General features: G+C 72.1%; 19 protein-coding genes. 14 read left to right on the forward strand and 5 right to left on the reverse strand.

Annotation, left to right across the window (positions count from 1 at the left end; genetic code table 11):
• Window positions 1-14: 14 nt before the first annotated feature.
• Genes K5S26_RS11085 through K5S26_RS11110 form a run of 6 tightly spaced genes read left to right on the forward strand, consistent with a single transcriptional unit; the run spans window position 15 to window position 7,722 of the window.
• Window positions 15-1,568 (forward strand): ABC transporter substrate-binding protein, encoded by a 1,554-nt coding sequence (locus K5S26_RS11085; RefSeq protein WP_308122916.1) that lies wholly within the window; start codon window positions 15-17, stop codon window positions 1,566-1,568.
• Window positions 1,565-2,560, forward strand: a complete 996-nt coding sequence (locus tag K5S26_RS11090) for an ABC transporter permease (protein ID WP_221858054.1) — start codon at window positions 1,565-1,567, stop codon at window positions 2,558-2,560. The genes K5S26_RS11085 and K5S26_RS11090 overlap by 4 nt, the downstream gene beginning before the upstream one ends.
• Entirely contained in the window at window positions 2,557-3,411 is an 855-nt protein-coding gene (locus K5S26_RS11095; protein WP_221858055.1) for an ABC transporter permease, read from the forward strand. The genes K5S26_RS11090 and K5S26_RS11095 overlap by 4 nt, the downstream gene beginning before the upstream one ends.
• A complete protein-coding gene (locus K5S26_RS11100) occupies window positions 3,408-5,117 on the forward strand; it encodes a dipeptide ABC transporter ATP-binding protein (protein ID WP_221858056.1) in 1,710 nt (569 codons plus the stop codon). Before K5S26_RS11095 ends, K5S26_RS11100 begins: the two co-directional genes overlap by 4 nt.
• Window positions 5,114-7,105 carry a CocE/NonD family hydrolase gene (locus K5S26_RS11105; protein WP_308122918.1) on the forward strand — a complete coding sequence of 664 codons (1,992 nt, stop codon included), beginning with the start codon at window positions 5,114-5,116 and terminating at the stop codon, window positions 7,103-7,105. The genes K5S26_RS11100 and K5S26_RS11105 overlap by 4 nt, the downstream gene beginning before the upstream one ends.
• Window positions 7,102-7,722, forward strand: coding sequence for a TetR/AcrR family transcriptional regulator (locus K5S26_RS11110; RefSeq protein ID WP_308122919.1), 621 nt, complete (start codon window positions 7,102-7,104; stop codon window positions 7,720-7,722). The genes K5S26_RS11105 and K5S26_RS11110 overlap by 4 nt, the downstream gene beginning before the upstream one ends.
• 27 nt (window positions 7,723-7,749) lie before the next feature.
• Here the strand turns inward: K5S26_RS11110 and K5S26_RS11115 are convergent, their stop codons facing one another.
• Window positions 7,750-8,229 carry a MarR family winged helix-turn-helix transcriptional regulator gene (locus K5S26_RS11115; protein ID WP_221858057.1) on the reverse strand — a complete coding sequence of 160 codons (480 nt, stop codon included), beginning with the start codon at window positions 8,227-8,229 and terminating at the stop codon, window positions 7,750-7,752.
• A 92-nt stretch (window positions 8,230-8,321) separates the two neighbouring features.
• Here K5S26_RS11115 and K5S26_RS11120 point away from each other — a divergent pair, with 92 nt between their 5' ends.
• The gene (locus K5S26_RS11120; protein WP_221858058.1) at window positions 8,322-8,945 is read left to right on the forward strand and encodes an NADPH-dependent F420 reductase; all 624 of its coding nucleotides are present in this window, start codon (window positions 8,322-8,324) and stop codon (window positions 8,943-8,945) included.
• A gap of 74 nt (window positions 8,946-9,019) precedes the next feature.
• Window positions 9,020-9,850 (forward strand): VOC family protein, encoded by an 831-nt coding sequence (locus K5S26_RS11125; RefSeq protein WP_221858059.1) that lies wholly within the window; start codon window positions 9,020-9,022, stop codon window positions 9,848-9,850.
• A 70-nt stretch (window positions 9,851-9,920) separates the two neighbouring features.
• Here the strand turns inward: K5S26_RS11125 and K5S26_RS11130 are convergent, their stop codons facing one another.
• Window positions 9,921-10,775, reverse strand: coding sequence for an SDR family oxidoreductase (locus K5S26_RS11130; protein WP_221858060.1), 855 nt, complete (start codon window positions 10,773-10,775; stop codon window positions 9,921-9,923).
• 104 nt (window positions 10,776-10,879) lie between these two features.
• Here K5S26_RS11130 and K5S26_RS11135 point away from each other — a divergent pair, with 104 nt between their 5' ends.
• The gene (locus K5S26_RS11135) at window positions 10,880-11,242 is read left to right on the forward strand and encodes a winged helix-turn-helix transcriptional regulator (protein ID WP_221858440.1); all 363 of its coding nucleotides are present in this window, start codon (window positions 10,880-10,882) and stop codon (window positions 11,240-11,242) included.
• Window positions 11,243-11,266: 24 nt separating this feature from the next.
• On the opposite strand, the gene K5S26_RS11140 is transcribed toward K5S26_RS11135, so the two are convergent.
• Window positions 11,267-11,881 carry a TetR/AcrR family transcriptional regulator gene (locus K5S26_RS11140; protein ID WP_221858061.1) on the reverse strand — a complete coding sequence of 205 codons (615 nt, stop codon included), beginning with the start codon at window positions 11,879-11,881 and terminating at the stop codon, window positions 11,267-11,269.
• A 127-nt stretch (window positions 11,882-12,008) separates the two neighbouring features.
• Between K5S26_RS11140 and K5S26_RS11145 the strand changes: the two genes are divergently transcribed.
• On the forward strand, window positions 12,009-13,598 hold the full coding sequence (locus K5S26_RS11145; RefSeq protein WP_221858062.1) for an MDR family MFS transporter: 1,590 nt from the start codon (window positions 12,009-12,011) through the stop codon (window positions 13,596-13,598).
• 36 nt (window positions 13,599-13,634) lie between these two features.
• Here K5S26_RS11145 and K5S26_RS11150 read toward each other — a convergent pair whose 3' ends face one another.
• Window positions 13,635-14,195 carry a TetR/AcrR family transcriptional regulator gene (locus K5S26_RS11150; RefSeq protein WP_221858063.1) on the reverse strand — a complete coding sequence of 187 codons (561 nt, stop codon included), beginning with the start codon at window positions 14,193-14,195 and terminating at the stop codon, window positions 13,635-13,637.
• Window positions 14,196-14,277: 82 nt separating this feature from the next.
• Here K5S26_RS11150 and K5S26_RS11155 point away from each other — a divergent pair, with 82 nt between their 5' ends.
• The 3 genes from K5S26_RS11155 (at window position 14,278) to K5S26_RS11165 (ending at window position 18,134) form a co-directional block, all read left to right on the forward strand.
• Complete coding sequence (locus tag K5S26_RS11155) at window positions 14,278-15,495, forward strand: MFS transporter (RefSeq protein ID WP_221858064.1); 1,218 nt, start codon at window positions 14,278-14,280, stop codon at window positions 15,493-15,495.
• Window positions 15,496-15,698: 203 nt separating this feature from the next.
• The gene (locus K5S26_RS11160) at window positions 15,699-17,084 is read left to right on the forward strand and encodes an O-acetylhomoserine aminocarboxypropyltransferase/cysteine synthase family protein (RefSeq protein ID WP_221858065.1); all 1,386 of its coding nucleotides are present in this window, start codon (window positions 15,699-15,701) and stop codon (window positions 17,082-17,084) included.
• A gap of 33 nt (window positions 17,085-17,117) precedes the next feature.
• Window positions 17,118-18,134 carry an aldo/keto reductase gene (locus K5S26_RS11165; RefSeq protein ID WP_221858066.1) on the forward strand — a complete coding sequence of 339 codons (1,017 nt, stop codon included), beginning with the start codon at window positions 17,118-17,120 and terminating at the stop codon, window positions 18,132-18,134.
• Window positions 18,135-18,240: 106 nt separating this feature from the next.
• Here the strand turns inward: K5S26_RS11165 and K5S26_RS11170 are convergent, their stop codons facing one another.
• Window positions 18,241-18,585 carry a carboxymuconolactone decarboxylase family protein gene (locus K5S26_RS11170; RefSeq protein WP_221858067.1) on the reverse strand — a complete coding sequence of 115 codons (345 nt, stop codon included), beginning with the start codon at window positions 18,583-18,585 and terminating at the stop codon, window positions 18,241-18,243.
• A 422-nt stretch (window positions 18,586-19,007) separates the two neighbouring features.
• On the opposite strand from K5S26_RS11170, the gene K5S26_RS11175 reads away from it, so the two are divergent.
• Complete coding sequence (locus K5S26_RS11175; RefSeq protein WP_221858068.1) at window positions 19,008-20,564, forward strand: ABC transporter substrate-binding protein; 1,557 nt, start codon at window positions 19,008-19,010, stop codon at window positions 20,562-20,564.
• Window positions 20,565-20,590: the final 26 nt, after the last annotated feature.

Raw genomic sequence — 20,590 nt, forward strand, 5'->3', positions numbered from 1 at the left:
CAGGAAGGTGCCCCGTGCCCCCCTCATTCGGCCGACGCTCATTGCTGCTGGGCATGCTCGGCGGCGCCGCCGCGCTGAGCCTGTCGGCCTGCGGGGCCCCGCCGCTCACCGTGCCCGACGTCGCCGCGACGGGCCGGGCGCGCAGCGGCGCCAGGATGCGGATCGCGCGGCCGGCCGCCAGCGCCGCCGAGACGCTCGACCCCGCGAGCGCCCTCTCGGCCTACGAGTATCTCGGCGCGCTCTACAACCGCGTCGTGCGCCTGGACCGCGACGGCGAGGTCGTCGCGGACCTCGCCACCGACTGGTCGTCGAACGCGGACGCCACCGTCTGGACGTTCCGGCTGCGCGACGGCGTGCGCTTCCACGACGGGGCGCCCCTCACCGCCCGCGACGTGCGCTACACCTTCGGCCACATCTCCGACCCCGACGTCGGCTCTCCGCAGGCCGGCCCGCTCGCGATCGTCGAGGAGGTCGTCGCCGTCGACACGCTCACGGTGCGCTTCGTGCTCTCGACGCCGAACGCGGAGTTCCCCTCGCTCCTCACCGCCTACCAGTGCTACGTGATCCCGGAGGACTCGGCCGAGACGATCGGCCGCACGGGGATCGGCACCGGGCCGTTCGTCCTCGAGCGCTTCACCGCCGCCGGCGCGGGCGCCGTTCGCGCGAACGACGACCACTTCGCGGGTCGCCCCGCCCTCGACGGGATCGACTTCTTCTCGATCCAGGACGCGACCGCGCGCGTCAACGCGCTGCTGGCCGGGCAGGTCGACCTGCTCGCGCAGACCAACCTCGACAACCCCACCGCGCGCGTCGTCGCCGGGTCGGCCGGGACCACCGTGGCGCGGATCGCGAACGCGCAGTGGTACACGATGCCGATGCTCGCGACCAGCGAGGAGTACGCCGACCCGGACGTGCGGCGGGCGATGCGTCTCGTCTACGACCCGACGGCCGTGCTCGACACCGCGCTGCAGGGAGAGGGGAGCCCCGGGTGGGACAACCCCGTGCCGCCGCACCTGTCGGCGTGGACGGAGGTCGAGCGGCCGTACGACCCGGACGAGGCGCGTTCGCTGCTGCGCCGCGCGGGGCGCGAGGGGTTCAGCACCCGTCTGTACACCTCGTCGTACGACCCGAACTTCACCGCCATCGCCACCGCGTACGCGGAGCAGGCGGCTCAGGCCGGCATCGATCTGCGGATCACCAACGTCGCCGCCGAGTCCTATTACACGCAGGTCTGGATGGCGCAGCCCCTGATGGTCAGCTACTGGTTCACCGGCCGACCCGTCGACCAGCTGCTGAACCAGATCTTCCGCAGCGGCTCGAGCTACAACGAGTCGGCGTGGGCGAACGAGTCCTTCGACGCCCTGCTGGACGCCGCCCGCGCCGACACGAACGACGACACCAGGCGCGAGAAGTACCGCGACGCGCAGCGGATGATCGTGGAGGACGGCGCCTGCCTCACACCGGTGTTCGGCGACCGCCTCGTCGGCCTCTCCGAGGAGGTCGTGGGCTACGACGAGTACGGCTTCGAGATGGACTACCTCGCCCTCGGGCTCAGGGGGAACGCATGATCCGGGTCGTCCTCTTCCGACTGGGGACGGGCGTCATCACCCTGCTGCTCGCCTCGTTCCTCGTGTACTTCGTGGTGCAGGCGCTCCCCGGCGACGTGGCGGAGCAGCTGCTCGGCCAGAACGCGACTCCGGAGGCCGTCGCCGCGCTCCGCGCGCAGCTGGACCTCGACACGAACGTGTGGCTCCGGTTCGTGCAGTGGCTGGGCGGGGCGGCGACGGGCGACTTCGGGACGTCTCTCGTGTCCGGTGAGCCCGTCGCCGGCGCGCTGTGGGGCGCCTTCGGGAGGACCCTCCTGATCGCCGTGCCGGCGATCCTGCTGGGCGTCGGGCTCTCGGTCCTTCTCGGCCTGCGCGCCGGCGCCCGCCGCGGGACCGGGACCGACTCCGGGATCTCGGTGCTCGCGCTCGTCGCGATGAGCATCCCCGAGTTCGTGATCGCGACGCTCCTCGTGCTGGTCTTCGCGATCCTCGTCCCGGTGTTCCCCGCCGTGGTGCTCGAGGGCGCGGACGCGACGGTCGGCACGCTGCTGTCGGCCGCGGTGCTGCCGTGCGCGACGCTCGTGATCTCGATGTCTGCCTACATCATCCGGGCGATGCGCTCGGCCACGATCGACACGCTCGCCACCGAGTACGCGACCACCGCGGAGCTCAAGGGCGTGCCGCGCGGTCAGGTGCTGCGCCGGCATGTGCTGCCGAACGCGCTGCTGCCGGTGCTGCCGGTCGTCTCGATCAACGTCGCATGGCTGCTCGGCGGGGTCGTGGTCGTCGAGACGGTGTTCAACTACCCCGGCCTCGGCAAGCTGATGATCGACTCGGTGTCGACGCGCGACCTGCCGATGCTGCAGGCGATCACGCTGCTGAGCGCGCTCGTCTACGTGATATCCAACCTGCTCGCAGACCTCGTCGCGCTCGCGGTCGACCCGCGCCAGCGCGCCCTCGAGAGCCGCCGTCGCCGCCCGCGGGCGCAGGCGGCGGAGGGGAGCCCCGCATGACCCGCCTGCGCGACCGCGCCCTGCTGCGCGATCTGACCCCCAGCAGCCGTGTCGGCCTGCTGATGGTGGCGGCCACCATCGCCGTCACCGTGCTCGGGCCCTTCCTGGTGCCCTACGACCCCGTCGCGACGAACGCCGACAACGCCCTCGCGGGGGCGAGCGGCGCCCACTGGCTCGGCACGGATCAGTACGGTCGCGACATCCTCGCGCGCACCGTGGCGGGCGGCCGATACGCCCTGCTCGTGTCCCTGTGCGCGACCGCCGCGTCGGTCCTGATCGGAACGGTCCTCGGCACGCTCGCCGCGTCCTCCGGCCGGTGGGTCGACGCCGGCGTCACGCGCGTGCTCGACGCCGTGCTGGCGGTGCCCTCGGTGCTCGCTCTGCTGCTCGTGGTGTCGGTGTTCGGCAACCAGCTGTGGGTGCTCGTGCTCGCCGTCTCGATCGTCTACGCGCCGGCGGTCGCTCGAGTCGTCCGCGGCGCCGCCCGGCCGGTCATGACGTCCGGCTACGTCACCAGCGCCCGCGCGCGGGGCGAGCGCACGATCGCGATCGTCGTGCGGGAGGTGCTGCCGAACATCCTCGACACGATCTTCGTCGAGTTCGCGATGCGCGCGTCGTGGGTCATCCTGCTGGTCTCGACGCTGTCCTTCCTCGGGTTCGGCGTGAGCCCGCCCGCACCCGACTGGGGGCTCATGATCCAGGAGAACCGTTCCGCGCTGACCGTCGCGCCCGCCGGGACGCTGGCCCCGATCGTCGCGCTGTCCGTGCTGGTGGTCGGCGTGAACCTCGCCGCCGACGGCCTCGCCAAGTACCTGGGCGTCGACCGGGCGCGTCGGGGAGTGGCGCGATGACCGGCGGATCGATCGCGGAGGTGCGCGGCCTCACGATCTCGTACCGCGCCGGGAGCGACCGGGTCACGGTCGTCGACGACGTCTCGTTCTCGCTCGCCCGAGGGCGGACGCTGGGGCTGGTCGGCGAGTCCGGCAGCGGCAAGTCCACGCTCGCGCGGACGCTGCTCGGCCACCTGCGCGACGGATCTCGTGTCGACGCGGGGACGGTGGAGGTCTCGGGCGGCGACGTGTTCTCGTCGACGCCCGAAGACCTGCGGCGCCTGCGCGGCGGCGAGGTGTCGCTCGTCGCGCAGAACGCCGGGCATGCGCTCACGCCGTCGATGCGGATCGGCGCGCAGGTGGCCGAGGCCCTGCGCGTGCACGGGCTGCCGTCCGGCGGGCGACGGGTGCGAGAGCTGCTCGAGCTCGTCCGTCTGCCCGAGCCGGACCGCATCGCGCGGCGGTACCCGCACGAGCTCTCGGGCGGTCAGCAGCAGCGCGTGGCGATCGCCATGGCGGTGTCGACCGAGCCGAAGGTGCTGGTGCTGGACGAGCCGACGACGGCGCTCGACGTCATCACGCAGGCCGCGGTGCTGCGCCTGGTCGACGATCTGCGCGACCGGCTCGGCATGGCCGTCCTGATCGTCAGCCACGACCTCGGCGTGGTCTCCGCGCTGGCCGACGACGTGCTGGTGCTGCGGCACGGGCGCGTCGTCGAGCAGGCGCCCACGGCGCGGATCCTCACCGCTCCGGAGGCGGACTACACCCGGGCGCTGCTCGCCGCGGCCCCGCGGCTGGACGCAGAGCTCGTGCCCCGCGAGAAGGCCGGGGACGACGTGGTCCTGCGCTGTCACGACGTGGACGTCCGCTATCCCGGACAGTCGCGTCGCGCGGTCGCGGGGTTCGGCGTGGAGATGCGCCGCGGTGAGACCGTCGGCATCGTCGGCGAGTCCGGCAGCGGCAAGTCCACGGTGGCCGCCGCGCTCGCGGGCCTCATCGATGCCGAGGCGGGCACCGCGTCGCTCCGGATCGACGACGGTGCGGTGCACGATCTCCTCGGCCGCGCCCGGAGCCGCCCGGCCGTCGTGCGCCGGGCCGTGCAGCTGATCTTCCAGAACGCCGACCTCGCGCTGAACCCCCGCCGCACCGTCGGCGACGCCGTCGCCCGGCCGCTCGCGGTCTTCGGCCGGGCGTCGGGGCGCGCCGCACGGCGCGCACGGGTCGCCGAGCTGTTCGACGAGGTCGGCCTCGACCCCGCGATGGCCCGGCGCGTCCCGGCACAGCTCTCCGGAGGGCAGCGGCAGCGCATCGGCATCGCCCGGGCGCTCGCCGCGGAGCCCTCGGTGCTCATCGCGGACGAGATCACGACGGCTCTCGACGTGTCGGTGCAGGCCGAGGTGCTCGCGCTGCTCGAGAGGCTGCGCCGCACGCGTGATCTGGCCTGCCTGTTCATCAGCCACGACCTCGCCGTGGTCCGCGGCGTCGCCGACCGCATCGTCGTGATGCGGCACGGGGTGGTCGTCGAGAGCGCGCCGTCGGCGCGGCTGTTCGAGGATCCCCGCCATCCGTACACGCGCGCGCTGCTCGCCGCCGCCGTGGAGCCGGGGCGGACCGGGCTGCCGCTGCGCGAGGACGAGTATCGCGACGCGCCGCCGGATCCGTCGGCGCCGATGGTGGAGGTCGCCACCGGACACCTCGTCCGCGAGACCGAGGGGAGCCCCCTGTGACCGTCGTCGACATCGATCCCTCCGCCGTCGAGGTGCGCGACCTCTGGATCCCCATGGCCGACGGCGTGCGGCTGCACGCGCGCGCCTGGCTGCCGTGTGACGCCGAGGCGCATCCCGTGCCGGCTCTCCTGGAGTACCTTCCGTACCGCCTCGACGACTGGACGTCGGTGCGCGACAGCGAACGCCATCCCTATCACGCGGCGCACGGCTACGCGTCGGTGCGGGTGGACATCCGCGGCACGGGCAGCTCGGAGGGGCTGTTCGACGACGAGTACTCGCCCGCCGAGCTGGACGACGGCGAGGCGGTGATCGAGTGGCTGGCCGCGCAGCCGTGGTGCGACGGGGCGGTCGGCATGTTCGGGATCTCGTGGGGCGGGTTCAACGCGCTCCAGCTGGCGGAGCGGGCGCCGGCCCCGCTGAAGGCGATCGTCACGGTGTGCTCGACCGACGACCGGTACGACAACGACGTGCACTACATGGGCGGCGCGCTGCTGGGCATCGACATGACGGCGTGGGCGGGCACGATGCTCGCGTTCGCGTCGCGGCCGCCACGGCCAGACGTCGTCGGCGACGGCTGGGTCGAGCAGTGGCGTGAGCGCCTGCAGCACCAGCGTCCGCTCGCCCCCGTGTGGATGTCCCATCAGGAGCGGGACGACTACTGGCGCCGCGGGAGCGTGTGCGAGAACTACGCCGGGGTGCAGGCGGCCGTGCTGGCCGTGGGCGGCTGGTCGGACCCGTACCGGGACACGGTGCTGCGTCTGCTGACGCATCTCGACGCCCCCGCCAAGGGGATCATCGGGCCGTGGTCGCACCAGTACCCGGACCGGGGGCTCGCCCCCGGTCCGTCGATCGGGTTCCTGCAGGAGACCCTCCGCTGGTGGGACCGCTGGCTCAAGGGCGTCGACACCGGCGTCGAGTCCGACCCCGCGCTGCGCGCCTGGGTCAACGACCCCGAGCGGCCCGCCCCGTACGTGGCGGAGCGGTCGGGACGCTGGGTCGGCGTGGACTGGCCGGGAGCGGCGCCCCGCTTCGCCGCCCGGCTCGGCACGGGACGCGTGACCGTGCGTTCGCCGTGGTCGACGGGCCAGGACGCCGGGCGCTTCTTCCCGTTCGGGAACGACGCGGATCTGCCGCCGGACCAGCGGGCGGAGGACGGCCGGTCGGTCTGCATCGACCTCCCCGTGGAAGAGCCCCTGGACCTGCTGGGCAACCCGACCGTGCGGCTGCGCCTGCGTTCGACGCACGACCGCGGTCACGTCATCGTCCGCCTGTGCGACATCGCACCCGACGGCGCGTCCACCCTCGTCACGCGGGGCGTCCTCAACCTGCGCAAGCGCGTGTCGATGGAGCGGGACGATCCGCTCGTCCCGGGCGAGGACGTGGACGTCGACGTCCGGCTCGTCTCCGCTGGGTACCGGTTCGCGGCGGGACACCGCATGCGGATCGCGATCAGCAACCACTACTGGCCCTGGATCTGGCCACACGGCGTGGACGACGCGCTCGACGTCGACCTCGACGAGAGCAGCGTCGAGCTGCCCCTCGTCGCCGAGCCCGCGTCGCCGGTCTCGTTCGAGCCCCCGGAGCACGCCCGGCCCCTGGCGATCTCCAGCCCGGCCGGAGCGGAGCAGCCCGGGCCTGCGCGGGTCATCCGCGTCGACGTGGCCGCGGGCGAGACGGTCGTCGACGTCGATCCCGGCTACGGGGGCACGAGACGGTATCCGGACGGCCTCTCCTTCTGGGAGACCGCCCGCGAGACGTACACGATCCGCGAGCACGACGTCGACTCCCCGCGAGCCGAGTCGCAGTGGCGGATACGGATGGCCAAGGACGACTGGGAGGCCGTCGTCGAGACGTCGATGACGATCACGTCCGACGCCGGCGCCTTCCGCATCGCGGGCTCGGTGAGGGCCGTCGCCTCGCGGGGCGAGGACGTCGAGACGGTGTTCGACGACCGTTTCGTCGAACACGTCGAGAGGACGTCGGCGTGACCGAGCCGGGTGGGACGGCGACCCGTCGGCTGTCGCCGTCCGCACGGCGGGAGCAGGTGGTCGCATCGGCCCGCGCGGTCATCGCCGAGCGCGGCCTCTCGCGCACGTCGTTGCGTGACATCGCGGCGCGTGCCGGGGTGTCTCTGGGCACGGTGACCTACCACTTCACCGGCATCGACGAGATCCTGAGCGCCGTGGTCGTCCGCGAGTCCGAGCGGTTCTACGGGGGCATCGTGCGCGCCGTGGACGCCGAGGAGGACCCCCGGCGCGCCCTGAGCCTGCTCATCGACCCCCTCTTCGGAGACTCCACCGAGCTCGAGGACCACTGGCGGATCTGGTCCGACTACTGGGCCGCCGTCGCGAGGCGGCCGGAGATCGCCGACGCCTACGCCGACAGGATCCGGCACTGGGAGGACTGCTGCGCGCGGACGATCCGTCGCGGCATCGACGCGGGCGCGTTCCGTCCGGTCGACCCCGAGGAGGCCGCGTTGAAGCTCGCCGCCTACGCGGACGGGCTCGGCGCGCAGCGCGCGCAGGGCGTGGCGGGCCTCACCGCCGCCGACGCGAGGTCGTGGCTCGCCGAGCTCGTGGACCTCCTGCTCACGCCGCCTGCCTGATCCCGCCGCGGCGTCGCCGGGAGCGACTCATCCGGGGAAAGGCGCGCGACCGGGGCTCAGCCGCGAGCGGATGGCGTCCGTGATGTCGGCGAGCGCGTCGAGCTGGGCAGGCGTGAGCGCGTCGATCACCAGACCGCGAACCGTGGCGATGTGGTCGGGGATGGCGTGCACGAGGTCGCGCCGGCCGGCGTTCGTGAGGCGTACGTTGGTCGCGCGGCGGTCCTCGGGGCACGGGAACCGCTCGACGAGGCCGCGCTTCTCGAGCCGCGTGCACACGTGGGAGAGCCGGGGGAGGGTGGCGTTGGTGGCCTCCGCCAGGGCCGTCATCCGCATGGTCGACTCCGGCGCGAACCGCAGCACGCTGAGCACGAGGAACTCGAAGTGCGTGAGCCCGGCGTCGCGCTGCAGCTGCGCGTCGAGAGCGGCGGGCAGCAGCTGGCTGACCGCGATGAGGCCCAGCCAGGCTCGGGACTCCTCGGGATCCATCCGCGGCACTTGGAATGACATGACCCCATCGTAGCGTTACTTGTAGCAACAACTGAATCGTGGTAGACCTGTCCCATAACAGTTGTCTCGACAATTATTTTGAAGGAGTGACCATGTCGGCAGTGACCATCATCGGAGCGGGGAACATCGGCGGCGCCGTGGCGGCGCTGGCGGCGAAGGCCGGCGCGAGCCTGCAGATCCTCGCGCGCGACCCCGAGAAGGCGAACACCGTCGCCGCACCGCTGGGCGCGAGCGCCGGCCGCATCGGGGACGCGATCGCGGGGGAGATCGTCGTCCTCGCCCTGCCCTACGGCGCCGTCGCGGAGGTGCTCGGCGCGTACGGCGCGGACCTGAACGGCAAGGTGCTGGTCGACGTGACGAACCCGATCGACTTCGCGACCTTCGACTCGCTCGTCGTGCCGGCCGACTCGTCGGCGGCGCGGCTCATCCAGGACGCCGTGCCGGACGCCCACGTCGTCAAGGCGTTCAACGCGAACCTCGGCGCGACGCTCGCGACCGGCACCGCCGGGCCCGTGCCGACCACGGTGCTCGTCGCGGGCGACGACGCGAGCGCGAAGCGGTCGATCGTCGACCTCGCCGTCGCCGGCGGCCTGCGCGCGGTCGACGCCGGAGCGCTTGCGCGCGCCCGCGAGCTGGAGGCGCTCGCGTTCCTGCAGATCACCCTCGCCGCGGCCGAGAAGACGCCGTGGACGGGCGGCTTCGCCCTCGTCGGCTGACCGTGGCCGCGATCGCTCCCGCCTGGCGTCCGGCTGCCGTCCCCACCCCGGGGGCGGCGCCGGACGACACCCGGATGGATACCGTCGAGCTGCTCGTGCGGGATCTCGACGCCATGACCGCCTTCTATCGCGACGCCGTCACGCTCGACGTGCTCGACGAGTCCGGGCCCACCGCGACGCTCGGCAGGGCCGGCGTGCCGGTGATGGCGCTGCGCCAGGAGAAGGACCTGCCCGGCCGCGACCGCACGGGTGCAGGGCTGTACCACACGGCGATCGTGTTCGAGGACGAGCGCCGCCTCGCGGTCGCGCTCGCCTCGATGGCCGAGCGGGCGGCCGCGCTCTACGAGGGCAGCGCCGACCACCTCGTCAGCCAGGCGTTCTACTTCCACGATCCCGAGGGCAACGGCCTCGAGCTCTACCGCGACCGGCCGCGCGACGAGTGGACCGTCGCCGCGGACGGCACGGTGCGGATGGGGTCGCTGCCGCTCGACCCCGGCGGCTTCCTGAGGCAGTGGTACGAGCCCGATCGCGCCGACGCCGGCCCGTCCGCGGCGATCGGGCACGTCCACCTGCAGGTCGGCGACATCCCGACCGCGCGGCGGTTCTACGTCGACGTGCTCGGCTTCGACGTCACGGCCTCGATGGACACCGCGCTGTTCCTCTCGGCGGGCGGGTACCACCACCACATCGGCATGAACACCTGGCACAGCGCCGGGGCCGGGCCTCGGGCCGCCTCGCTCGGCCTCGGCGACGTGCGCCTCGTCGTGCCCGGGCGCGAGGACGTGGAGGCGCTCGCCGACCGGCTCCGCCTCCACGGCGTCGCGGTCGAGGACGACGGGCGCTCGCTGCGCTTCGGCGACCCCTGGGGCACGCGCCTCGTGGTCACCCCCGACGCGGGCGCCTGAACGGGTCGGGGTCGATGCCGGCGCTCATCCCGCGTCCCGCATCGACCCCGACCTGCCCGGCTCCGACGTGTCAGAGAGCGGCTCGCAGCGCCTCCGTCGGAGTGGCCGCGGGGTGGCCGATCAGGCGTGCGAGCGTCGGGTCGGGGGTGTCGAGGCCGCCGGCGGCGATCCCCGCGTCGAGCGCCGCGACGAAGCCGGCCGTGCCCTCGTCGAGCCCGGCGGCCCGCAGGCCCGAGAGGTGCTCCTCGGTCGTCAGTCGGCGATAGGCCACGGGGCGGCCGATCACCTCGCCGATCGCGTCGGCGAGCTCGTCGTACCCGTAGGCGGTCTCGCCGGCGAGCTCGTAGACCTTCCCGGCGTGCCCGTCCTCCAGCAGCACCGCGGCGGCGGCCTCCGCGTAGTCGGCGCGGCTCGCGCCCGAGACCCGGCCGTCGCCGACGCTCGCGGCGATCTCGCCCGTCTCGCGGGCGCGCTCGAGGTCGGACAGGTAGTTCTCGAAGTACCAGTTGTTGCGCAGGATCACGGCCGGGACCCCCGAGCCGGCGATCGCGGCCTCGGTGGCGACGTGGTCCGGGGCGAGCGGCAGTGGGCTGTCCGCGCCCTTGCCGAGACTGGTGTACGCGAGCAGGTCGACCCCCGCTTCCGCGGCGGCCTCGACGACCGCGCGATGCTGCTCCGCGCGACGTCCCACGTCGCTGCCGGAGATCAGCAGCACGCGGTCCACGCCATCGAGGGCGGCCGCGATCGTGGCGGGGTCGTCGTAGTCGAGCGGCACCACCCGCACGCCCTTGGCGGCGAGGTCTTCGATCTTCTGCGGGCTGCGGGCGCCCGCGACGATCTCTGCGGGCGCGGCGCCGCGAGCGAGCAGGCTGTCGACGACGAGCCGGCCGAGGTGTCCGCTGGCTCCGGTGACGAGAACGGTCATGTGGATCTTCCTTCCCTGTGACGAGGTGTCATCGGGGACAGCCGTCGCAGGCCCGTCGGCATTCCATCCGGGGAGTACCCACTTTCCGGTAAGGTACTGGCGTGATGGTGAGTTTCGCGCAGATCCGGGCCGAGCGCCCCGGCGTCTTCGCGCCGCAGTGCGCGACGCGCACCGTGCTCGATCACGTGATGAGCCGATGGGGCGTGCTGGTGCTCTGGGCGCTGGCCGATCGCACCATGCGCTGGGGCGAGCTGCGACGCGAGGTCGAGGGCATCAGCGAGAAGATGCTGGCGAGCACGCTGCGGCAGCTGACCGCCGACGGCTTCGTGCACCGTGAGTCGTTCGCGACAGTGCCCCCGCACGTCGAGTACCGCCTCACCGATCGCGGCCGCGCGCTGATGGAGCGCATGCTGCCGCTGATGGCATGGATCGCGGACAACGCCGACGAGATCGTCGAGGGCCGGTAGCCCCGAAGGCCGGTCGCGCGGCGATCAGGGCTGCGCGGGCGGCGCCGACTCCGCGATGACGCGCGCCAGGGCGTCGCGGGCTCGGGCGGCGAGCGCCGCGACGTCCTCGCCCGACTCGCTGCGGCTGGCGGCGGTGGCGATCGAGCGCATGGCCCCCGCGAGCAGATGCGCCACCATGTCCGCGTCCGCCTCCCGCTCGACCGGATCGTCCGCGGGGCGCTGGTGCGTGAGGCGCAGCAGGATGATCTCGCGCAGCTCGTCGTCGAGCCTGCCGATCCGCTCCATCTGCCGGGTCATCAGCGTCGGCGACGACGCGATCAGCCGCAGCCGGTCTCGGAAGCGGGGCGGCGCGGCGTCCGCGGTGGGCTGCGAGATCAGGCTCATCGCGTCGATGAGGAGGGGGCCGTCCGACACGATGAACCGTCGCGCGGCGTGCTCGTCCACGTGCGGGTGGTAGCTGCCGAGGATCGCGTCGTCCTTGGTGGGGAAGTGGTTGAAGAACGTGCGCTGGCTGATGCCGACAGCCTCGCAGATCAGGTCGACCGTGAGGCCGTCGTAGCCGTGCTCGAGGGCAAGGTCGACGGCCGCGTTCTCGATCGCGGCGGTGGTCGCCGCTCCGCGTCCGCGTGGCTGGGTCATCGCCTCGGCTCTCCCTCGGGTGCGCACGAGTGCTCACCGTGCTGTCAACGACGATACGGGGTGCGTGCACATGCAGTAGATGTACTCTATTATTGCAGTAACTGCACTTATCCACTTCAGGAGCCGTATGTCCACTCTCGCCGCCGACGCCCCGATGCTGCTCACCAAGCGTCGGATCTGGATCATCTTCTCCGCGCTGATCGCGGGGATGCTGCTCTCGAGCCTCGACCAGACGATCGTGTCGACGGCCATGCCGACGATCGTCGGCCAGCTGGGCGGCGTCGACCACCAGATGTGGATCACGACCGCCTACCTGCTCGCGACCACGATCGTCATGCCGATCTACGGCAAGCTCGGCGACATGATCGGGCGGCGGTGGCTGTTCCTGATCGCGATCGGGCTGTTCACCCTCGCCTCGGTCGGCTGCGCCTTCGCCGGCGACTTCTGGTCGTTCGTGGTGTTCCGCGCAATGCAGGGCCTCGGCGGCGGCGGGATGATGATCCTGTCGCAGGCGATCATCGCCGACATCGTGCCCGCGAAGGACCGCGGCAAGTACATGGGCCCGCTCGGTGCGGTCTTCGGGATCTTCGCCGTCGCGGGGCCGCTGCTGGGCGGCTACTTCGTCGACCACCTCACCTGGCAGTGGGCCTTCTACATCAACATCCCCGTGGGCATCATCGCGTTCGCGATCGGGCTGTTCGCCCTGACACTGCCCACCCACCGTCCGACCAAGCGCGTGGACATGCTGGGCATCGTGCTGCTCTCGGCCGCGACCACCTGCCTCATCTTCTTCACGGACTTCGGCGGCTCGGCCGAGCGCGGCTGGGCCTCGGCCGCCACCTGGGCCTGGGGTGCGGGCATGCTCGTCGCCGCCGCGCTGTTCGTCCAGGTCGAGTCGCGGGCGCAGGACCCGATCATCCCGCTCTCGCTGTTCCGCAACCCGATCTTCGTCAACACCACCGCGATCGGCTTCGTGCTCGGCATCGCGATGTTCGCGGCGATCGGCTTCATGCCCACGTTCCTGCAGATGGCGTCCGGCACCTCTGCCGCCGAGTCCGGCCTGCTGATGATCCCGCTCATGGTGGGACTCATGGGCACGTCGATCGTCTCGGGCGTCCTCGTCTCGCGCACCGGTCGGTACCGCGCGTACCCGATCGCGGGGATCGTGATCGCGACCGCGGCGCTGCTGGCGATGACGACGCTGACGGCCGACACCCCGATCTGGCTGATCTGCGGCTACCTGCTCGTGTTCGGCGCGGGCCTCGGCCTCATCATGCAGATCATCGTGCTCGTGGCGCAGAACTCCGTGCCGGCCGACGAGATCGGCACCGCCACCAGCACGAACAACTACTTCCGGGAGGTGGGCTCGTCGCTCGGTGTCGCGGTGTTCGGAGCGCTGTTCACCACCCGCCTTACCGAGCGTCTCGGGGACGTGTTCGTCGGCGCCGGCGCGAGCGCGGAGGACGCCGCCGCCGCGACCTCGACGCTCGACCCGCAGACCCTGGGCTCGTTGCCCGACGCCGTCCGAGACGGCATCGTCAATGCGTACGCCGACTCCCTCGCGCCCGTGTTCTGGTACATCGTGCCGTTCATGGTGGGCGGGCTGATCCTCGCCTTCTTCATCAAGCAGATCCCGCTGAACGCGGAGTCGGGGCTCGTGGCCCGCGGCGAGGCGATCGGGGGCGAGGAGGCCGAGAGGCTGGCCCGCACCGAGTGACGTCCCGCGCTCCCGACGGCGATGGCGGGGGCGGGGTCAGCGCGGCGCCGAGACGATGGCGTGCACGGTGCGCGCGACGACCGCCGTGTCGAGCGGCTCGCCCGAGAAGGCGCGATGCATGGGCCAGCCCTCGATGAGGGCGTCGAGGGCCTGGCACACGTCCGCGGGGAAGTGGAGCGCGAGGCTCTCGCGGCTGCGCAGCAGCCAGGTGCGCGTCGTCGTCGCGACCCGCGGATCGTGGTTCGCGTACGCGTACATCTCGAAGATCAGGGTCATCTCGCGCTCCGGGACGTAGGCCGGTCCGGCGATGAGCTCGACGACGGCGGCCTCTGCCTCGGCGGGGCCGGCGGCGTCCTGCAGCGTCTGCCGATACAGGCGCGACATCTGGTCGGACATCCGCGAGAACGCCTCGTGCAGCACGTCGCCGAGCGTGGCGAAGTAGTAGGTCACCGACCCGAGCGGCACCTCCGCGCGAGCGGCGATCCGTCGATGCGTCGTCCGATGCACCCCGACCTCCGCGACCACGTCGAGCGCGGCGTCCAGGATGCGCTCCCTGCGCCCCTGGTCGTTGGGGATCTCCCGCCTGGTCCCGGCCATGCCTCCACTGTCGCATGTCCGCGGCGCGCAACAGAGTGTGTACGCTTGTACAGTTTTCGTCCCACGCAACGAGGAGCCCTCGATGACCTCCGCCCTGACGCCGGAGCTGCGCGCTCGCCGCAACGCGATCTTCATGCTGTTCCTGCTGCCGGGACTGACGATCTCGTCGTGGGTCACCCGCACCCCCGACGTGCGCGACCTCGTGGGCGCGTCCACCGCGCAGATGGGCCTGATCCTCTTCGGTCTGTCGCTCGGGTCGATGATCGGCGTCGTGCTGTCCGGCGCGGCCGTGGCCCGCTGGGGCGCGCGACCCGTGATCGTCGCCGGCACCATCGCCATCGCGGCGGGCGCCGTGACGATCGGCGCGGGTGCGGCGGTGGGGCAGGGAGTGCTCGTCGCCGTCGGCCTGGGGCTGTTCGGCTTCGGGATGGGCGGGGGCGAGGTGGCCCAGAACATCGAGGGCGCCGAGGTGGAGCGTCTGCTGGCGCGGTCGACGCTGCCGACCATGCACGGGTTCTTCAGCCTCGGCACCGTCCTCGGGGCGCTGGCGGGGATGCTGCTCACCGCGGCGCGGTTCCCGGTGCTCGTGCACCTCGCCGTCGTCGCCGCCGTCGTGGTCTCGGCGTTGGCGTTCGCCATCCGCAGCACGCCCGCCGACGTGGGGCGGCAGCCGCGGGTGCAGGCGCGGGAGGGCGCGACGCCGCCACCGCGCACGCCGGTGTGGCGCGACACCCGCCTGCTGCTCATCGGCTGTCTCATCCTGGCGCTGGCGCTGGCGGAGGGCACCGCCAACGACTGGCTGCCGCTGGTCATGGTGGACGGGCACGGCTTCGACCCCGCCTGGGGGTCGGGCGTGTACGCGGTCTTCGCGCTCGCCATGACGGTGGGCCGCTTCGCGGGCGGCCGCCTCGTCGACCGGTACGGCCGAGCCGTCGTCCTCTGCGCCAGCGCCCTCGTCGGCGCGGCCGGGCTGGCGCTGGTCGCCTTCGTGGACAACCAGGTCGTCGCCGCGTGCGCGGCGATCCTGTGGGGCCTGGGGGCCTCGCTCGGATTCCCGGTGGCGCTGTCGGCTGCCGGGGACTCGGGGGAGGACAGCGCCGCCCGCGTCTCGTTCGCCGCGACCATCGGCTACATCGCGTTCCTCGTCGGACCGCCGGTGCTGGGCTTCGTCGGCGAGGAGGTCGGCCTGCGCGGCGCGCTCGTGCTCGTGCTCGGCCTGGTGCTCGTCGCCGCGTTCGCCTCGCCCGCGGCGCGCACGCCGGAACGTGCGGACGAGCCGGTCGGCACCGCGCGCGACTGAACGCGTCGTCCGCCGGCCCGGCCCGGCCCGCCGGACATCCACCGTCATATTCGCGCGGTCGTTCGAGGGGCGTCCGTATGCTCGCGCATAACCCGGGAGCATCGACGATGTTCGGTCGGATGGGGCGACCGCGGGGTCGCCGACTCGCCGCGATCGTCTGTCGCTGAGGCGGACCGCCCGGCCACAGGAAAGACGAACCGCGAATGACTGAGACCCCCACGCCGAGCGACGCCCACGAGTTCGGCTTCAGCACCGAGCAGGTGCACGCCGGCTACCTCGGAGAGGGCGGCTACGGCGCGAGGATCACCCCGCTCTACCTCAGCGCCGGGTTCATCTTCGACGACTTCGAGCACGCCAAGGCGCGCTTCGCCGGCACGGACCTCGGCTACGTGTACTCGCGCATCAACAACCCCACGAACGCGGCCGTCGAGAAGGTGCTCGCGGACCTCGAGCACGGCGTGGGCGCGACGCTCGTCGGCAGCGGCCAGGCGGCGGCGACGGTGTCGCTGCTGAGCGTGCTCAAGGCGGGCGACCACTTCCTCAGTGCGCCGAGCATCTACGAGGGCACGCGGGCGCTGTTCCGGGGCAACTTCGCCCGCTTCGGCATCGAGGTCGAGTTCGTCGAGAACCCGAACGATCCCGACGACTGGCACCGACGTGTGCGCGACAACACGCGGCTGTTCTTCGGCGAGGCGATCCCGAACCCCAAGAACGACCTCATCGACATCGAGGCCATCGCCACGGCGGCGCACGAGCACGACGTCCCCTTCGCGATCGACTCCACCGTGCCGACCCCCTACCTGCTGCGTCCCATCGACTACGGCGCCGACATCGTGTTCCACTCCACGAGCAAGTTCCTCGCCGGGCACGGCAACTCGATCGGCGGCGTCGTGATCGACGCCGGTCGCTTCGACTGGGCCGCGCACCCCGACAAGTACCCCCACCTGCACCAGCCGATCGTCGAGGACGATGCGGACGGCGTCACCTGGATCGACAAGTTCGGGGCCAAGGCCAACTTCGCCTTCGCGCGCGCGGTGGTGGCCGGCCGTTTCGGCACGAGCCTGTCGCCGTTCAACGCCTTCCTCGTGCAGCAGGGCGTCGAGACGCTGTCGCTGCGGCTCGAGCGGCACACGCGCAACGCGCTGGCGATCGCGACCTGGCTCGAGCAGCAGCCGGAGGTCGCGAGCGTCGACTACCCGGGACTGCCGTCGAACCCGTTCCACGCCCTCGCCCAGAAGTACTACCCGCGCGGAGCGGGATCGGTGTTCGCGTTCACCCTCTCCGGAGGAGAGGAGGCGGCCAAGGCGCTGTACGACGCCGTCGAGGTGTTCACCCGCATGACGCACATCGGCGACGTGCGCTCGCTGATCCTGCATCCGCCGACGACCACCCACTCCAAGCTGTCGCAGGCCGAGCGGGACAGGGCCGGCATCCATCCGGGGCTGATCCGCCTGTCGGTGGGGATCGAGGACGTCGAGGACCTCCTCGCCGATCTCGATCGCGCCTTCCGCGTGCTGCGCGGCGAGACCCCGCCGTCGCTGCGCGGCGAAGGCGGCGATGCCGAGCTGACCCCGGCGGACGGGCTGTGAGCGCCTACCCCGAACACGACGAAAGGCCCCTTCGTGAGCTACCAGCCCTCCGACGACCGTTACGAGCACCTGAACTGGCGTCACGCCGGCACCACCGGGCTCGCCCTGCCCGAGTTCGCCTTCGGCCTGTGGCAGAAGTTCGGCGACCGCACACCCTTCGAGACCCAGCGCGAGATCGTGCTCGCCGCGTTCGACGCGGGCGTCGTCCACTTCGACAACGCGAACCGGTACGGCCCGCCCCACCGCTCGGCGGAGAAGAACTTCGGCCGCATCCTCCGGGAGGACCTCGGGGCCTGGCGCGAAGAGCTGGTGCTCACGACGAAGGCGGGCAACCCGATCGGCCCGAGCCCCTACCACCGGGGCGGGTCGCGGAAGAACCTGCTGCAGAGCCTCGACCACAGCCTGCGCGATCTCGGCACCGACTACGTCGACGTGTTCTACTTCCACCACCCCGACCCGAAGACGCCGCTCGAGGAGACCGTCGGCGCGCTCGCCGCGGCCGTCCGATCGGGCAAGGCCCTCTACGTCGGCATCTCGAACTTCTATCGCCCCGACGAGGCGCACCGCGCCGCCGAGCTGCTGCGCGAGGCGGGCGTGCCGCTGGCGCTGCACCAGTCGCGCTACTCGATCTTCGACCGCCGTCTCGAGATCGACGACGTGCTCGGCCAGTCCGCCGAGGATGGCGTCGGCCTCGTCACCTACTCGCCGCTCGCGCAGGGACTGCTCACCGACAAGTACCTCGACGGCGTGCCGGACGGCGCTCGCGCGCTCGACAGCGACTTCCTGTCGACGGACGACATCACCGAGCAGTACCGCGAGCGCGCCCGCGCGCTGAACGACCTCGCGCGGCAGCGCGGGCAGTCCCTCGCGCAGCTCGCCCTGCAGTGGGTGCTGCGCCGCCCCGAGGTGACCAGCGCGCTCATCGGCGCGAGCTCCGTGGCACAGCTGCGGCACAACCTGCAGGCCCCGTCGTTAGCGCCGCTGACGGACGAGGAGCTGGCGATCATCGACACGCACGGCGTGCACGGCACGGGGCTGCGGATCGCATGAGCACCGGCGCGGGCAGAACAGGCGTCCGACGCTCCTCGTCGCCCCACGCGACGAGGACCGGGGCCCGCCGCCCCGGTCCTCGCGCCGCATCCGTGCGCCCGGGCGCTCAGTGCTGGTGCTGGTCGCCGGCGAGCTTGAACGCCAGTCGGCCGTGGGCGAAGCCGCCTCCCGCGCGGATCGCGGTCGACACCCACGCGGCCTCGGCGAGCTCGGCCTCGCTGGCGCCGGCGGCCTTGGCCTTGTTCGAGTGCGCGTCGATGCAGTACACGCACTGCGTGGCGAGGGCGACGCCGAGGGCGATCAGCTCGCGGTACTTCAGCGGGATCTCGCGGCCCTCGGCGGCGAACACGGCGCCGTCGAACGCCGCGAACGCGGACAGGATGTCCGGGGTCTGCTCCTTGTAGACGCTCGTGTACGCGCGGTCCTCGGGGTCGTAGTAGTGCTCGGTCATTCTCTCCCTCTCGTCGTCGGAGCGGCGCCGCGATCGTGAGCCGCGGGCCCGCCGAGCATAACCACCGCCGAGGAAGCGTGATCCCCTGTGACGGAGAACGATGAAACACGGTGAGACATCCGATCACGCGTCGCGATCGTCGACGCCGGGCCGGCGCTTCCCGCGCGCCCGGCGTCACGCTCGTGCACGACGCCGGATCGACGGCCGGGTCGGGTCGGATCGGCCGCAGCAGCCCCGGCCGTCACGCCCGATCCTGCAACATGCACGGTGTGCGGTGCCGCGGCGGGGCGGACCGGGCGTCGATGTCGACGTGTAAAACCGTTCACATGAAATATTTCGATGCATTCCCGCGGGGTGCTTGACTCCTCAGCACCGCACACGACGGCGCAACGCCGCTCCGTCGTCCTCGACGAGGAGGTCACATGTCCGTTTCACGCCCCCGCACGATCCTCATGTTCACCGCGACGATCGCGGCCACGGCAGTCATGGTCGCTGGATGCGCGTCGTCGAACCAGCCCGAACCCGCCACGGACGGCTCTGGTGGCACGCTCCGTGTGGGGCTGGCCGCACCGCCGACCAGCCTCGACCCCGCGAACATGGAGCAGTCGACGAGCCCGTTCGCACAACCCGCGTACGACGCCCTCATCCGGGTCGACGAGGACGGCACCCTCACGCCCGGGCTCGCGACGGAGTGGGGCTTCACGGACGACGAGAACCGCGTCTTCGAGATCACCCTCCGTGACGACGTGACGTTCTCGGACGGGGCCGAGCTCGATGCCGACGCGGTGATCGCGAACCTGGAGCATCTCGACACGGGCAACAGCAACGTCGTGAGCCTGGTCAACGGCGGCGAGTACACCAAGGTCGACGACGAGACCGTGCGCATCGAGTGGGACTCGCCGCACCCGCTCGCCCCGCAGGCGTTCACGCAACGCTGGGTGGCGGGGATGATGGCCTCCCCCGACGCGCTCGGGAACGATCCGGGCTCGCTCGCGACGCAGACCGCCGGGGCCGGCCCCTACGTGCTGGACGCGACGCAGACGATCGCGGGCTCGGAGTACGTCTATACGGCGCGGGACGACTACTGGGATGCGGAACGCCAGTACTGGGACGAGATCGTGATCACCGTCATGGAGAACCCCGACCAGCGGCTGAACGCCCTGCGCGTCGGCGAGATCGACTACGCCGTCGGTGACCTCTCCACGGCCGATTCCGCGGAAGCGGACGGACTGCAGGTACTGCACGCGCCGACGATCGTGTACGGGCTCAGCCTGCTCGATCGTGACGGCGAGCTCGGCTCCCCGCTCGAGGATCTGCGCGTGCGGCAGGCGATCAACCACGCCCTCGACCGGGAGGGGATCGCGGAAGCGCTCCTCGGCGACTACGGCTTCCCGACCGAGCAGGTCGTCGTGCCGAGCGAGCCCGGGTACCTCACGAGCCACGAGGGCTACTACGAGTACGATCAGGACCTTGCCCGCGAGCTGCTCGCGGATGCCGGTTACCCCGACGGATTCGATCTCCCCGTCATCGCCAGCACGACCGCGACGGCGGCCCAGTTCGCGCAGATCTACGCGGCGCAGCTGGCGGAGGTCGGCATCACGCTCGAGCTCGACACGCGCCCCGGCCCCGACTACTTCGAGGCCATGACGGGAGGGACGTTCCCCGCCGCGGGCATCGGCTACGGCTCCCAGCCGGTGCCGATGGAGTACGACGGGCTCTTCGGCCCCGACGCGGCGTTCAACCCGCTCGGTGTGACGTCGGAGACGGTGCAGAAGACGCTCGCCGAGGCGGCGGCGATGCCGCAGGACGAAGCCGTCACGCTCTACGAGCAGATCATGACGGAGATCGTCGAGGACGCCTGGTACGCGCCCGTCGCCTTCGCGCCGCAGTTCTACTACGCCAGTGACGCGATCGCCCCCGCGGCGGTCACGGACGCCCGCCCGCAGGTGCCGCTCGCAGAGCTGCGCCCCGCCGGCTGACCCATCCCCGCGTGCCGGCGCCTCGC

The organism is Microbacterium marinilacus, from assembly GCF_019753765.1.
GTDB lineage: Bacteria > Actinomycetota > Actinomycetes > Actinomycetales > Microbacteriaceae > Microbacterium > Microbacterium marinilacus.

What these genes read in the sequence shown, in the direction of transcription:
- K5S26_RS11090 (WP_221858054.1), top strand. Translation starts at nt 1,565, where the DNA reads ATGATCCGGGTCGTCCTCTTCCGACTGGGGACGGGCGTCATCACCCTG.
- K5S26_RS11095 (WP_221858055.1), top strand. Translation starts at nt 2,557, where the DNA reads ATGACCCGCCTGCGCGACCGCGCCCTGCTGCGCGATCTGACCCCCAGC.
- K5S26_RS11100 (WP_221858056.1), top strand. Translation starts at nt 3,408, where the DNA reads ATGACCGGCGGATCGATCGCGGAGGTGCGCGGCCTCACGATCTCGTAC.
- K5S26_RS11115 (WP_221858057.1), bottom strand. Translation starts at nt 8,229, where the DNA reads ATGTCATTCCAAGTGCCGCGGATGGATCCCGAGGAGTCCCGAGCCTGG.
- K5S26_RS11120 (WP_221858058.1), top strand. Translation starts at nt 8,322, where the DNA reads ATGTCGGCAGTGACCATCATCGGAGCGGGGAACATCGGCGGCGCCGTG.
- K5S26_RS11125 (WP_221858059.1), top strand. Translation starts at nt 9,020, where the DNA reads ATGGATACCGTCGAGCTGCTCGTGCGGGATCTCGACGCCATGACCGCC.
- K5S26_RS11130 (WP_221858060.1), bottom strand. Translation starts at nt 10,775, where the DNA reads ATGACCGTTCTCGTCACCGGAGCCAGCGGACACCTCGGCCGGCTCGTC.
- K5S26_RS11135 (WP_221858440.1), top strand. Translation starts at nt 10,880, where the DNA reads ATGGTGAGTTTCGCGCAGATCCGGGCCGAGCGCCCCGGCGTCTTCGCG.
- K5S26_RS11140 (WP_221858061.1), bottom strand. Translation starts at nt 11,881, where the DNA reads ATGACCCAGCCACGCGGACGCGGAGCGGCGACCACCGCCGCGATCGAG.
- K5S26_RS11145 (WP_221858062.1), top strand. Translation starts at nt 12,009, where the DNA reads ATGTCCACTCTCGCCGCCGACGCCCCGATGCTGCTCACCAAGCGTCGG.
- K5S26_RS11150 (WP_221858063.1), bottom strand. Translation starts at nt 14,195, where the DNA reads ATGGCCGGGACCAGGCGGGAGATCCCCAACGACCAGGGGCGCAGGGAG.
- K5S26_RS11155 (WP_221858064.1), top strand. Translation starts at nt 14,278, where the DNA reads ATGACCTCCGCCCTGACGCCGGAGCTGCGCGCTCGCCGCAACGCGATC.
- K5S26_RS11160 (WP_221858065.1), top strand. Translation starts at nt 15,699, where the DNA reads ATGACTGAGACCCCCACGCCGAGCGACGCCCACGAGTTCGGCTTCAGC.
- K5S26_RS11170 (WP_221858067.1), bottom strand. Translation starts at nt 18,585, where the DNA reads ATGACCGAGCACTACTACGACCCCGAGGACCGCGCGTACACGAGCGTC.
- K5S26_RS11175 (WP_221858068.1), top strand. Translation starts at nt 19,008, where the DNA reads ATGTCCGTTTCACGCCCCCGCACGATCCTCATGTTCACCGCGACGATC.